We start from the raw sequence: 13,372 nt of genomic DNA, 5'->3' as shown, positions 1-13,372 counted from the left end.
TTTCTAATTATGAGTTTTGTTCGATAATGGCTTTAAGCTCCTTACCGCTGATTACACCTGAATGGCGCCATATCGCTTCCCCTTTTCTGAATAGGATGAAAGTAGGAACCATTTGTATGCGGTAGCTTGCAGCCAGTTCTTCATGTTGGTCTACGTCTATTTTTGCGATGCGTGCTCTGTCGCCGATTTCGTCTTTCAAAGCTTCCAACACAGGATGCATTGCTTTGCAAGGGCCACACCAGGTAGCAAAGAAATCTACTAAAACAGGCTTTTCTGATTGTATTAATTCTTCAAACTTTTCCATAATCTTTATTTTATAATAATTAATCAAATATATAACAGATAAACGGGGAAAAAGTTCATTATCAATTGCCAATCATTCACCGCAGAACACTAATCGCTGATTGTCAATTCCTTGATGATGTGCGAAGCACCGGCATACTTGTCTATGATGAACAAGGTGTAGCGGATGTCCACGCAAGCGGCACGCTGTGAGGAGGGACGGAATGCGATGTCACCCGTCAGCCCTTCGTAGTTGCGGTCGAAAGCTGTACCTATCAGCTCGCCTTTGGCATTGAACACCGGACTGCCTGAGTTGCCGCCTGTATTGTCTGTATTTACGATGAAACAAACGGGCATCTCACCATCGGGCATGGCGTATTGTCCGAAGTCTTTGGCCTGGTACAATTGCTTTAATCTGGCGGGAACCACAAACTCCCAGTTGTTGGGGTCTTCCTTTTCCATGGCTCCTTTCAGTGTGGTGTAATATCCGTACTCCACACCGTCGGCAGGGCGGTACGGCAATACGCGCCCGTAGGTCAGGCGCAGGGTAGAGTTGGCATCCGGATAGATAGGAGTGCCGGCTTCACGCTTCATATCCATCATTCCCTTTACCCATACTTTGTGGGCAGCGTTGTAGTTGCGGTTGGCATCCATCATGGCAATGGTGGTTTGCAGCAGGCCGTCGGTAATGGAATATTTGAACAGGGTCATCCAGTCATTGCCAATTTTATACAGGCTGGGCTTGCGGATGAACTTGGCAAAGTTTTCCTTGCTGCCAAAGATGGAATATTCGAAACAAGCGTCAATGAAAGCATCACTGTCACCCTTGAACCGCCGGTCGATAATCTTGAAGATACCGATGCGTTGTTCGGCGGGGATATATTTCATATAGGTTTGCAGCATCTTTTTGCCAACAAGCCGTTCCACTTCGGGGAAAGGGACGGCAGAGAAATACTTGTCGGCTGCAATCTGCAAACTGTCGGCAGCGGCTTTGATCTTGACTTTGTCTTTGCTTTTCAAAGCGGCGACCAGTGCGGTGGTACTCGGAATTTTCATAAAGTCAAGTCCGGTAATCAACGCTTCCTGAATGGCTTGCTGATGATAGAGGGCGCCGCGGCGGTGTTTTACGATGTCGCGTATCTGATCGAAGGCTTTTTGATAGGAACTGTCGTTCAAGGCACGCCCACGTGCCAGAAGTTGTTCCTGCTGTGCGCGTTTCGTATCCAGTACTTTCAGGCGGACAAGCCCTTCGTTCATGCCGATTGCATTCTTCCAGTAGTTGGCGGAAGAGGCATACTTGCTTGCATAGTGGATGCGTACGGCATCGTCCTTCAGCATCTGTTCCATAAGAGCTTTCTGGCGGACGTCGCGCACGTGATGGCGCATGAAGTTGGTGGTTTGCATACGTTCTTCCACTTCATCGGAAATCATGTAGCGCCAGTTACGTCCGGGAAATCCCATAACGAATGTGAAGTCGCCTTCGCGATAGCCGGCAAGGCTGATGGTGAGATGCTTCTTTACCTGTAAGGGGACGTTGTCGCGGTTATACTCGGCCGGCTTTCCGTCTTTGTCAGCATAGATGCGGAAAAGGGAGAAGTCGCCTGTGTGGCGCGGCCACATCCAGTTGTCCGTATCGGCGCCGAACTTGCCTATGGAGGAGGGGGGCGCGCCTACCATACGGATGTCGCTGTAGGTGGTCTTGAGAAACAGGTAGTATTTGTTTCCGCCGTAGAACGCTTTCAGTTCCGCTTTACGGCCGGGTGTGAGCGTTGTGCCTTGTTCGGAAAGGAAGCGGTCGGCTATCTTGGTTAGGTATTTGGGAGACAGGTAGTTGGTTCCGTTTGGGTCGGAGTCAATCTGTAATTGCTTGTTGACGTAGTCTGTCACATCCATTATCTCGTCAATGTAAGTGACGGTAAGCCCTTTGCAGGGGAGTTCTTCGCTGCGTGACATTGCCCAGAAACCGTCGGTCAGATAGTCATGTTCTACGCTGCTATGTTGCTGGATGGCTCCGTATCCGCAATGGTGGTTGGTAAGTACCAGTCCTTCTGCTGAGATGACTTCACCTGTGCAACCGCCGCCGAAATGTACGACTGCATCTTTCAGGGCTATGCCATTGGGATTGTATATCTCTTCGGCAGGGATTAGCAGTCCGAGTTCGGTCATAGCGACCTCATTCTGTTTTTTGAGGTCGGTAAGCATCCACATTCCTTCATCGGCATAGACCGATAAGATACCGGATGTAAGGAATAATGATAAAATGATTTGTCTCATGTAAATGTGTGTTAGAAGATGTTTTGAGAGTGAATGCCATTCAGTATACGACCGAATGTCATTCACTCTTATATCCTTTTAGGGGAGGTCTCTCGATTTACTCGATAATGTTCATTTCTTTTATCAAATGCCCGCATCCGCCCAGTTTTTCAAGGATGAAAAGTACGTAGCGGATGTCCAGTGCGATGCAACGTTGCAGGTTGTTGTTGAAGTTGATGTCACCACTCAGAGACTCCCAGTTGCCGTCGAATGCGCAGCCGATGAGTTGCCCTTCTCCGTTGATGACGGGGCTTCCGGAGTTACCTCCGGTGATGTCGTTGGTTGTTAGGAAGCAGACAGGCATTGTGCCGTCAGGCATGGCGTAGCGGCCGAAATCTTTATTGAGAATGAGTTCTTTCAGCTTGGCCGGAACTACGAATTCCCGGTCTTCAGGGTTCTCTTTTTCGAGAATACCGTCTGTGGTGGTGTAGTAGTTGTAGTGTACGGCATCACGCGGGTCGTATGATTTTACATTTCCGTAGGTCAGACGGAGTGTGAAGTTGGCATCCGGATAAGAGGGTACGGGCAGTTTCATCTCTCCTAAACCGCGGATGTACGCTTTATGCAGCAGATCGAGATCATTGCTCAAAGCCCTGTTTTCCATAATAACGGCGTTCAGCTTTTCCAGCTTTGAACGGGAGTAGGCAGTGGCGGGATCTTTTTCGATGGCCTTCACTGTGGGCTTCTTCATGAACTTGTCAAAGTTGGCGCGGTTGGCAAGGATGGAGTTGTCGTACAGATCGTCTACAAAGACGTTGTAGTCGCCTTTGTACTTATCCCGTATGGTCAGATAGAAGGTGGGCAGTTCTTCCGGTTTCAGCTTTTGGGCAAGGGCGGGAAGAATGGCTTTGGCTACGGCACGATCCACTTCGTGGTCGTAGTCTTTGTTGTGGATGCTGTTGAACACTTCTTCCAGTTGCGCTTTGGAGGCAGTAAGCAGTGAGTCGTTTTTCTCTTCTAATGCAGTCTTGATGTTGTCCATTACCATGTATGGGCTGCCGAATTCAATGGCACCGCTCAATGCTTCGTACAAATACTCAAGTTGGCGGCTGACAGGCTTTCTCTTGGCGATGATACCGTCAATCTTGTCTACCACTCCCTCGTATTCGGGTTTGCCTTTGGCAAATTCCGCAAATTTCTTTTCTTGTTCTGCTTTAGTGCCCAGCACGTCATTGTCGATGATTGCCTTGTTCATGCCGATGGAATTTTTCCAGTAGTTACTGCTTCCGGCAAATTTGTTGGCATACTGTATGCGGGTCTTGTCGCTGGCGTTCATATATTTGCGCAGCACGTCGAGGCGCACTCCACGCATGTCAATCATGGCCTGGTTGTCTGCTTCCATACGCTCTTTCACTTCCGATCGGGTGAGGTAGCGGCTGGTTCTTCCGGGGAACCCCATAATCATGGCGTAGTCATTCTCTTGCAAGCCCTTGATGGAGATAGACAGGTACTTCGGAGTCTGCAAAGGTACGTTGTCCTGAGAATATTCGGCAGGCTCTCCGTTTTTGTCGGCATAGATGCGGAACATGGAGAAATCTCCCGTATGGCGCGGCCACATCCAGTTATCCGTTTCACCACCGAACTTTCCTACTGAGGAAGGAGGGGCAGCTACCATGCGGACGTCGCTGTATACCTTATAATAGAACAAATAGAACTTATTTCCGGCATAGAAAGGTAGTGCTTTTACTTCAATGCCCGGTTTACCTCTCAGGTCGCTCTTCTCCAGTTCCTCTTTGGCAAGTTTGTTGAGGAATGGTGCGGTCAGGGCGTCGACTTCCGTTACTTCTCCGGCTTTGATTTTCGCGTTGACAAGGTCGGTGATGTCCACAATGCGGTGTACGAAACGGAATTTCAATCCCGGAGTGGGCAACTCCTCACTGCGGCTTTTTGCCCAAAAACCGTCTGTCAAGTAATCGTGCTCCACTGAGCTGTGTTGTTGGATAGCGCCATAGCCGCAATGGTGGTTGGTGAGGATTAATCCTTCCGGTGAAATAATCTCGCCGGTGCAACCGCCGCCAAAGATGCCGACGGCGTCCTTCAATGACACGCCGTTCGGATTATATATATCATCGACTTCGAGCTTTAACCCTTGTTTCTTCATCATGTCGATGGAGTTCTGCTGTTTCATAAGTTGCAGTAACCACATTCCTTCGTCTGCACGTACGGAGCAGACGGTTGTTAATACGGCGATAGCCGCAATCAAATACTTCGTTAATTTCATTCTTTTATTAATTAATATATGACTTATTTGAATTTTCCTTCCCGAACGGCTTCCATGACGTTTGCAGGCGGACGCTGATTCATCAATTCCTGCTTCATGTAGTCCATGTAGGGGGCTACATGCTTGAAGAATTTCCGGTAGCCTGCGCAGAGGTAGTTCAGTCCGGGTTCACCGTTTGCTGTATGCGCAAAGCGATTCTTGGGACATTCACCGTTGCAGGCAAACAGCCATTCGCATTCCCGGCACTGGGTGGGGAGCGATTTCTGCTTCATCAGTCCGAAGTTTTGCTGTTGTTCACTGTACATCATCTCGACGAGCGTCTTCTGATAGATATTTCCTAATTTATATTCAGGGAATACAAAATGGTCACAGGCATATACGTCGCCGTTGAATTCCATTACACCGGCATGTCCGCAGGTCTTTGCCATGGAGCATACACCGGGCTGTTCGCCTACCCAGTTGGCAAGGGTGGAGTCGAAGAGCTGGATGTAATAAGTCCCCACATCTTGCTTCACCCATTCGTCGAACAGGGCGCAGAGGAAGTCTCCCCATTGTTCCGGACTGACGGAGAAGTCTGCCAGTTCCGTAGATTTCTCCTTGTCTGCCAGTGAGGCAAGGTGGCGTCCGTCCTGATGAGGGGTAATACGTTCCACGATAGGAGCGAACTGTATGTAATGTGAACCGATTTCTTTGAAAAAATTGTAGAACTCGAGAGGGTAATCGGCATTGAAGTCGTTCACCACCGCCATTGCGTTCCATTCCACTCCATGCTTTTTCAGCAGGTTGATGCCTTGCATCACTTTTACAAAGGACGGTTTGCCAAGTTTGTTCTTGCGGTATTCGTCGTGGAACTCTTGCGGACCGTCGATGGATACGCCTACCAGCCAGTTGTTCTCTTTAAAGAATTCGCACCATTCGTCGGTGAGCAATGTACCGTTTGTCTGGATGCAATTGTCAATGGTCCGGCCGTTGGCGTACTTCTTTTGCAGCTCCATGGCCTTTTTGTAGAAAGCCAGCGGGCGCATCAGGGTTTCTCCGCCATGCCAGGTGAACAGCACCTGCGGCATCGTCTGCGAATTGATATATTCTTCTATGAACTTTTCAAGCAGTTCATCACTCATTACATGTTTGGGATTGTTTACGTATAATTTGGACTTCTCCAGGTAGTAACAATAATCGCATGCAAGGTTGCACACAGCCCCTACGGGCTTCAGCATCACATACAGAGGTTTGGCAAAAGGAGCATAGGTTGACATGTATATTTTCCCGATTTTTATTATTTATGATTGTGCAAAAATACGTAAACCAAATGAAAATTCCTTTCTTTCTATCCGGTTTATAAGGAATATTAATACCTTTGTTGCGTATAATTCATAAATCGTTTCCTGCATGATTAAAATGAGTGTAAACCGCATTTTGCCTCTTTTGCTTTTACTTATGTTTCTCGCTTCTTGTACCCGGAAGTATAAGGTGGAAGGCAGTTCTTCGGTAACAAGCCTCGACGGGAAAATGTTATACCTTAAAACCTTGAAGGATGGCCAATGGGTAACTGTTGACTCGGCGGAAGTTATTCATGGACTTTTCTCAATGAGGGGCAGGGTTGATTCTGTGATAATGGCAACTCTTTATATGAATGATGAAGGTATTATGCCACTTGTGCTGGAAGACGGTAAGATTGAAGTTTCCATTTCCAACACGCAATTGACTGCCAAAGGTACGGCTCTCAATAACCTGTTGTATGAATTCATCGAAAAGAGAAATGCACTGGAACTGCAGATAGAAGAACTTGACCGTAAAGAGGCGCGTATGGTGCTGGACGGAGTCAATCTGGAAGAGGTTCATAAAGAACTGGAACAAGAGGGTGAGGCTCTTGTAAAGGAGATGAACGGTTATGTCAAACAGTTCATCATTGATAATTATGAGAATGTGTTGGGACCGAGTGTCTTTATGATGATGTGCAGCACGTTGCCGTATCCTATCATGACTCCGCAGATAGAGGATATCATGAGAACTGCTCCTTTGGAATTCAAGAAAAACGAATTGGTGAAGGCGTTCCTTTCAAAGGCTAAAGAGAACATGCAGTTGATTGAAGAGCATCAGCGTGTAAGGGAAAATGCTTCAGTAGCGGATACTTCCGGTAAATAATCTGTAAGCAGACCATTGCACTCAGTATGTGTTGCAAGAACAGGAAATCTTAACGGTCTTGATCTTCGTTTTTAACCATTCCCTTAAATTTCTCCGGGAGGCTGCTTTCTACGGCTGCATAAGCTTCTGTCATAGTGGCCTTAATATTCTCTGCCCCTTGCCCTTTGGGGGCAATCGGTTCATGAATAGTCAGTACCATGCGGTGGCGGTGTATCCACTTGCCGGTCCGGGGCAGTATCTCGAACGAACCGTCGATTGTAACAGGCACTACTGCCAACTGAAGTTCGTCTGCCAACTGAAAGGCTCCTCTTTTGAAATAGCCCATGTGCCCGGTGAATGTACGTGCCCCCTCGGGGAATACCACTAACGATACCCCGTCTTTCAAAGAGGCTTCCGCCTGGCGCATCGTTGCCAGTACTTTTTTCGGACTGGAACGGTCTACGAAGATGTGTCCGGCACTTTCGCATGCTTTGCCCACGAATGGAATTTTCCGAAGGCTTTTCTTCATCATCCATTTGAAGTTCCGCCCTAAAAAGCCGTAAATCAGGAAAATGTCGAATGAGCCTTGATGATTGGGAACAAATACGTAGGAAGTGCGTTTATGCAATTTCTCCCGCCCGTTTATTTTTACCGGAATAAGTAGAAGATAACAAATCAATTGTGACCATATTTTCCCCGGATAATATCCCCAGATGTGGGCGCCGCCCAATAACGAACCGATAATAGTGACCAGTGCGGTGAGAATTGTCAGCACCAATAATATAGGCAATGCAAAGCAAATCTGATAAATATTATAGAGTATTTTCATAGGTTTGGGATTTTGTTGCCACAAAGATAGACCTTTTTTTATTTTGTCACTAATTCTCGCAGACTAATTTTATGACGGTGATTTCAGGCCACGCACCAAAGCGGAAAGGCAGCCCTACATACCCTATACCGACATTGACGTACAATGCACGCTTGCCTTCATAATACATGCCCGACCACTCCGGATATATGAGGGAGGCCAGTGAATGTCCGAGCATTTCCATTTGCATCGCATGTGTATGTCCGGAGAGGGTCAACTCAATGTCTGAGTCCGGCAAAACTTCGCGCCGCCAATGAGTAGGGTTGTGGCTGAGCAGGATGCGGAACATCCCTTCCGTACCCTGTATGGCTTTGGGAAAATCGGCAAACTGGGAGAAAGGAGGTTCTCCGTCGTTCTCAACACCTATCAGGGCTATGCTGTCGCTTTTGTGATGTATAATAGTATGATCGTTGTTCAGCATCTTCCAGCCCATATCCTTTTGTTGCTCTATCAGATATTCTAAATTGGCAACTTCTTCTTTTCTGCTATGCCAGCGGTAATAAGTTCCGTAATCATGGTTGCCGAGAACGGAATACACGCCACCGGGGGCGTGGAGCTGCGAGAGGATTTCTTTGAAACTGTCCAGCTCGTGACTTTGCTGATTGACCAAGTCGCCGGTAAAGACAATCAAGTCTGCTTTCTGCTCATTCACCAAATTGACCAGTTGCCGAATGGCTTCCGGATTTCCTTGCCAGCTGCCTATATGTATGTCCGATAGTTGAAGAATACGGTAACCGTCAAATCCTTTGGGAAGATTAGTCGAGTGGTACTCTACATCTTTTACTTCAAAACGTTTGATGCCGACTATTGCTCCATAGAGGATATTGGCAAAAGTGATTGTACCCAGTATCAGCCCGAGAAGAGTATATGGAAGTCGGTGGGCGACAAAAGGGAATCGGGGATTCCTGAACGGTGTACGGAAAATGGCGAAAGACAGAAAACGACTGATTCCACGCATCAGTATGCCAAGCAGCGAGCAGAGCATAAATACGGTTTTGGGAACGGCAAACAGCATTACAGCTACAGCCAGCCTGCCGATGCTTTGGGGATGTCGGGAAAGAGCATTCTCTCCTGCCATATAGATATAGTACAAATATAGGGCTACCAGTACAACAGTAGGAAGCCAGTATATACTGCGACGGATTACACTGCGTGTTTTCTTTACGATGTACACCAGGTAGATGTACATGTCCGGTAAAAGCAGGAATAAGATAAGTATAAGAGTTATTCGGTGCATATATCTTTGAGTTCTTCTATGTTCTTTTTAATATTGTCGAGATGTTTATAGATGAGTCTCTTGTAGATGAAATAAATAAGAATGACATCCCAGATAATGTAACATATCAATAGGACGGCTTGTACTCCAAGAGGCAACATATAGTAGTCCATTACCCAGTAGAACAGTGCAGTGAAGACTATGGTCCAAATAGCCACCGCCCATACCTCGTAGTGAGTCCAGTAACGGAATGTGCTCATGCGCCGGCTCACCTCTGCTACGGGCATTTCATCCACTAACGTGTTCTTGTTCCAAAGGTAGGTTTTCCAGTCCCACCACATACCGCCAAGGATGGTAACGGTGATGAAAGCCAGGAATATGGCAATTTTGTTCTGCAGGTGCTCATTGAAGCCGAAGGTGGGCAGTAAGAGCCATATCAATAGGATGATGGCCAGCCCTACCGCACCTATTCCCAGTGAGAAGCGTTGTAGGAAAACAAGTCGTCCCAGGCTGTGCCGGGTATTTGTTTTATAATTTGCAATCAATTCTTTTATTTGTTGTTCATCGGCAATCGGTTCCTTTTGCAACTGTGCATCTAAGGCATTCCATGATTTTTTCAGTTCGTCCAGTTCCATATATTATTCCTCCTTGTTCATCTTTTTCAGTTTGTCTTTAATGCGGTTGAGTTTAGTGGCGACGTTGGTAATAGTCAGTCCGGTGATTTCGGCAATTTCCTCATAGCTTTTTTCTTCCAGGTAAAGCAGTATAATGGATTTTTCCAATTGCCCTAACCGGTTTATCATCCGGTAGAGTTGCCGTAGCATGGCTTGCGTTTCATCATCCTCTTCACTGCGGTCGGCTTCTTGGGTGAGGGTTACAATCTCAGGGATGTTTTTTTCTTTCCGTATGAAACTGATGCAGGTATTTAAAGCAATACGGTAAATCCACGTAGAGATCTTACATTCTCGTCTGAACTTTGGAAATGCTTTCCATATATTGAGCACCACTTCCTGATACAGGTCACTAAGAGTCGCGTTCGGAGTAGTGTACAGGTAGCACACCTTATAGATGACGCGCTCATATTCCCGTATAACGGACAGAAACTCTTGTTCTATATTTTCCATTGTGTATTGTTTCTCGAATCGCTTTTTATTTTGTATGTCGCAGTGAAAATCGAAAAATCACATTATCTCAGGTTTGCAGCCAGAAATTTTCGCATTTCGTCAATCGGTCTGCCACGTCGGCGGGCATAATCTTCCAATTGGTCTTCATCAATCTTTCCTACGGCAAAATAACGTGACCGGGGATGTGACAGCATAAGACCGCAGACGGAGGCATGCGGATGCATGGCTCCATTTTCGGTTAGTGTGATGCCTATTTGTTCCATGTCCAGCAGTTCGTTCAATATAAAATTCACAGACTGGTCGGGCAGGGAGGGGTAGCCCACTGCAGGACGGATACCCTGATATTTCTCAACCAATAAGTCTGGGATGGAAAACGATTCATCGGGAGCATAGCCCCAAGCTACCTTACGTACGTATTCATGCATTTTCTCCGTTGCTGCTTCGGCAAGGCGGTCCGATAGGGTTTGTACAAGGAGATGTTTATAGGGGTCATCCTTATAATATTCTTCAACCTCTGGACTGATAGAAGATGCGAACAGACCTATGGTATCTGCTATGCCGGATGAAAGAGGGCGTATAAAGTCACTCAAGCAGAGGAACGGGCTTCCGTCCGGATTGGGGGTCTGCTGGCGGAGTAAGGGAAACAACGTACCTTCAATGATGAGGTTATCATCTTCTGCATTAGTATGGCACAATCTATAGATACATTGAACCGTAATATCCTCATCCAATCGGTTAAGAATTCTATTTGCTTCCTTAAACAACTGCATGGCTTCAGCTGCTTTGGCGCGGTCTTCTTGAGGAAAAGATGCGAGCCACATGGCACGACAGGAATCACAGCCATGGATATTGGCAATTGCCGCAAACCTGGGTTGGAAGCCCCATGCATGGAAAAAATAGATCCAGTTGATGTAGGGACTTACCTCGTGGATTTTATAATTGATAGTTGGCAATTTATTGTATACTCTGATTTATTTACACTAAATTACATTCTGAATTTGCTGTATACCATGAAAGATTTACGCTTTGGATGACCGGTAATCGAATCTCAACTCTTCACCGCGATAAGTCCCGTCCACCGTATCGCCATTGTAGATAAGATGTCCGTTGGCAAATGTCTTTTCTACTTTCCAGTTGAACGTATGTCCTTCTAAGGGGCTCCAGCCGCATTTGCTCAAGATCTTGTCTGAAGTAACTTCCCAGGGAGAATTGGGGCGTACCAGCACTAAATCTGCCTGATAACCTTCTCGGATATATCCGCGTCGGCAGATACCGTATATTTGGGCAGGTGCATGGCACATTTTCTGCACAATAGTCTCCAGTGAAAAGATTCCTTCGTCCACCAGTCCCAACATGCTTACGAGAGAAAACTGTATCATAGGCATACCGGACATGGCTTTCAGCGCTCCTCCTTCTTTTTCACTCAATAAGTGGGGAGCATGGTCGGTGGCTATCACATCAATCAGGCCGGAATTGACGGCTGCTCGTAGAGCTTCCCGATCAGTTTTTCTCTTAATGGCAGGGTTGCATTTTATGCGTGCACCCAGGCTGTTATAATGGGATAGCGTATAGAGTAGATGCGCTACGCATGCTTCGGATGTAATATTCTTATCTTCCAAAGGTTCGCTACTGAAGAGTTTCAGTTCTTTGGAGGTAGATACATGCAGAATATGCAGTCGTGCTCCGGCAATTCTTGCCAGACGGATGGCCAATTCGGAAGAGGCATAGCAGGCGGAAACAGAACGTATACCGGGGTGGGCATTGACGGGGATGTCGTCCGTTCCCTTGTATTTTTTCTTGTATATCTCGATATTGGCTTTTATGATTTCCTGGTCTTCGCAATGGGCGGCTATCAGCATGTCTGTGCCATTGAAGATTTTCAGAAGACTGTTCATTTTGTCTACCAGCATATTACCGGTACTGGAACCCATAAACAGCTTGATACCGCATACGCGGCTCTTGTCCAGCTTGTCGAATTCCGTATAGTTGTCATTAGTCGCTCCGAAATAGCAAGAGTGATTGACAATACATTTCTCATTCAGTAAGTCGAATTTACTATTCAGGGCATCCAGAGTGACGGTCAAAGGATTGGTGTTCGGCATATCCATTATGGAGGTTACGCCACCGGCAGCTGCTGCGGAGCTTTCTGTCAGGATATCTGCCTTATGGGTAAGCCCCGGATCACGAAAATGCACGTGATCGTCAATGATGCCGGGTAGCAGGTAGCAGCCGGTTGCATCAATTACTTCTTCGCAAGGTGCGGAAAGCGGTTTCCAGTTGGTAAGCACCTCGGCAATACGTCCGTTTTCTATAACTACTGAACCTTGAGTGGATTGTCCTTCATTGACAATCGTAGCGTTATGTATCAGCGTTCTTTTCATGTCCTTAGTCTTTTAAGTTGGGATATTTATGAAACCAACTGTCCCATTTCAATCGGATAACTCCGAAGACAGCTTCTCCGAAAATGCTACTGTTCATTTTGGATGTTCCCAGTTCGCGGTTGATGAAGATAACCGGCACTTCCTTTACGTTGGCTCCGCATTTGTAGGCGGTGAACTTCATTTCAATCTGAAAAGCATAACCCTTGAAGCGGATACAGTCTAAGTTGATTGTTTGCAGCACCTTGCGACGGTAGCAAACAAAGCCGGCAGTCGTATCGTGGATAGGCAGTCCTGTTATGATCCGTACGTATTTGGAAGCGAAATAAGACATCAGAACGCGTCCCATAGGCCAGTTCACGACATTCACACCGCTGACGTAACGTGAACCGATAGCCACATCTGCCCCTTCCTCGGCACAGGCCCGGTGGAGTCGGGGAAGATCTTTGGGGTTATGGCTGAAATCGGCATCCATTTCGAATATATATTCGTAGTCGCGTTGTAACGCCCATTTGAAACCTGCTATATAGGCTGTGCCTAACCCAAGTTTTCCTTGACGTTCCACCATAAATAGGCGGTCGGGGAATTCCTGTTGTAATTCTTTTACAATACCGGCTGTTCCGTCGGGTGAACCATCTTCGATAATAAGTATGTGAAACCCGTATTCCAGAGCAAAAACGGCGCGGATGATATTCTCGATGTTTTCCCGTTCGTTGTAAGTGGGGATGATGACAATGCTGTCTGATTTCTGCATATTCATTGAAAATATATAGGGACTTATTAATAGGTACAAATCTAGGGTCTTTGTTTTATATACTGAAGAAATCAGTGCTTTATAAACTAATT

12 protein-coding genes are annotated in these 13,372 nt (G+C 46.6%); 1 reads left to right on the top strand and 11 read right to left on the bottom strand.

Annotation, left to right across the window (positions count from 1 at the left end; translation table 11 throughout):
• Positions 1–7: 7 nt before the first annotated feature.
• From trxA to NQ546_RS14275, 4 genes are all read right to left on the bottom strand, one after another.
• Entirely contained in the window at positions 8–304 is a 297-nt protein-coding gene (gene trxA / locus NQ546_RS14290) for a thioredoxin (protein ID WP_004292629.1), read from the bottom strand.
• A gap of 89 nt (positions 305–393) precedes the next feature.
• On the bottom strand, positions 394–2,556 hold the full coding sequence (locus tag NQ546_RS14285) for a S46 family peptidase (protein WP_004290376.1): 2,163 nt from the start codon (positions 2,554–2,556) through the stop codon (positions 394–396).
• A 97-nt stretch (positions 2,557–2,653) separates the two neighbouring features.
• A complete protein-coding gene (locus NQ546_RS14280) occupies positions 2,654–4,816 on the bottom strand; it encodes a S46 family peptidase (protein ID WP_004290377.1) in 2,163 nt (720 codons plus the stop codon).
• Positions 4,817–4,839: 23 nt separating this feature from the next.
• Positions 4,840–6,072, bottom strand: a complete 1,233-nt coding sequence (locus tag NQ546_RS14275; RefSeq protein WP_004290378.1) for an anaerobic sulfatase-maturation protein — start codon at positions 6,070–6,072, stop codon at positions 4,840–4,842.
• A 133-nt stretch (positions 6,073–6,205) separates the two neighbouring features.
• Here NQ546_RS14275 and NQ546_RS14270 point away from each other — a divergent pair, with 133 nt between their 5' ends.
• Complete coding sequence (locus NQ546_RS14270; RefSeq protein ID WP_004290380.1) at positions 6,206–6,961, top strand: DUF4369 domain-containing protein; 756 nt, start codon at positions 6,206–6,208, stop codon at positions 6,959–6,961.
• Between the two features lie 49 nt (positions 6,962–7,010).
• Here NQ546_RS14270 and NQ546_RS14265 read toward each other — a convergent pair whose 3' ends face one another.
• The 7 genes from NQ546_RS14265 to NQ546_RS14235 all read right to left on the bottom strand — a co-directional run bounded on the left by NQ546_RS14265 (position 7,011) and on the right by NQ546_RS14235 (position 13,286).
• On the bottom strand, positions 7,011–7,769 hold the full coding sequence (locus NQ546_RS14265; protein ID WP_004290381.1) for a lysophospholipid acyltransferase family protein: 759 nt from the start codon (positions 7,767–7,769) through the stop codon (positions 7,011–7,013).
• Between the two features lie 49 nt (positions 7,770–7,818).
• Entirely contained in the window at positions 7,819–9,045 is a 1,227-nt protein-coding gene (locus NQ546_RS14260) for a metallophosphoesterase (RefSeq protein WP_004290382.1), read from the bottom strand.
• Positions 9,033–9,659, bottom strand: coding sequence for a hypothetical protein (locus tag NQ546_RS14255; protein ID WP_004290383.1), 627 nt, complete (start codon positions 9,657–9,659; stop codon positions 9,033–9,035). Before NQ546_RS14255 ends, NQ546_RS14260 begins: the two co-directional genes overlap by 13 nt.
• A 3-nt stretch (positions 9,660–9,662) precedes the next feature.
• On the bottom strand, positions 9,663–10,148 hold the full coding sequence (locus tag NQ546_RS14250; protein ID WP_004290384.1) for an RNA polymerase sigma factor: 486 nt from the start codon (positions 10,146–10,148) through the stop codon (positions 9,663–9,665).
• 62 nt (positions 10,149–10,210) lie between these two features.
• Positions 10,211–11,101, bottom strand: coding sequence for a vitamin B12 dependent-methionine synthase activation domain-containing protein (locus NQ546_RS14245; protein ID WP_081446762.1), 891 nt, complete (start codon positions 11,099–11,101; stop codon positions 10,211–10,213).
• A 66-nt stretch (positions 11,102–11,167) separates the two neighbouring features.
• On the bottom strand, positions 11,168–12,529 hold the full coding sequence (locus NQ546_RS14240) for a dihydroorotase (RefSeq protein ID WP_004290386.1): 1,362 nt from the start codon (positions 12,527–12,529) through the stop codon (positions 11,168–11,170).
• A gap of 4 nt (positions 12,530–12,533) precedes the next feature.
• On the bottom strand, positions 12,534–13,286 hold the full coding sequence (locus NQ546_RS14235; RefSeq protein WP_004290387.1) for a polyprenol monophosphomannose synthase: 753 nt from the start codon (positions 13,284–13,286) through the stop codon (positions 12,534–12,536).
• Positions 13,287–13,372: the final 86 nt, after the last annotated feature.

It is taken from the genome of Bacteroides eggerthii, from assembly GCF_025146565.1.
Lineage (GTDB): Bacteria > Bacteroidota > Bacteroidia > Bacteroidales > Bacteroidaceae > Bacteroides > Bacteroides eggerthii.
This window is presented reverse-complemented; position numbering and strand designations above follow the sequence as displayed.

Bases quoted from the DNA above. Each gene is read 5' to 3' on its own strand.
- trxA (WP_004292629.1), bottom strand. From the start codon at position 304: ATGGAAAAGTTTGAAGAATTAATACAATCAGAAAAGCCTGTTTTAGTA.
- NQ546_RS14285 (WP_004290376.1), bottom strand. From the start codon at position 2,556: ATGAGACAAATCATTTTATCATTATTCCTTACATCCGGTATCTTATCG.
- NQ546_RS14280 (WP_004290377.1), bottom strand. From the start codon at position 4,816: ATGAAATTAACGAAGTATTTGATTGCGGCTATCGCCGTATTAACAACC.
- NQ546_RS14275 (WP_004290378.1), bottom strand. From the start codon at position 6,072: ATGTCAACCTATGCTCCTTTTGCCAAACCTCTGTATGTGATGCTGAAG.
- NQ546_RS14270 (WP_004290380.1), top strand. From the start codon at position 6,206: ATGATTAAAATGAGTGTAAACCGCATTTTGCCTCTTTTGCTTTTACTT.
- NQ546_RS14265 (WP_004290381.1), bottom strand. From the start codon at position 7,769: ATGAAAATACTCTATAATATTTATCAGATTTGCTTTGCATTGCCTATA.
- NQ546_RS14260 (WP_004290382.1), bottom strand. From the start codon at position 9,045: ATGCACCGAATAACTCTTATACTTATCTTATTCCTGCTTTTACCGGAC.
- NQ546_RS14255 (WP_004290383.1), bottom strand. From the start codon at position 9,659: ATGGAACTGGACGAACTGAAAAAATCATGGAATGCCTTAGATGCACAG.
- NQ546_RS14250 (WP_004290384.1), bottom strand. From the start codon at position 10,148: ATGGAAAATATAGAACAAGAGTTTCTGTCCGTTATACGGGAATATGAG.
- NQ546_RS14240 (WP_004290386.1), bottom strand. From the start codon at position 12,529: ATGAAAAGAACGCTGATACATAACGCTACGATTGTCAATGAAGGACAA.
- NQ546_RS14235 (WP_004290387.1), bottom strand. From the start codon at position 13,286: ATGAATATGCAGAAATCAGACAGCATTGTCATCATCCCCACTTACAAC.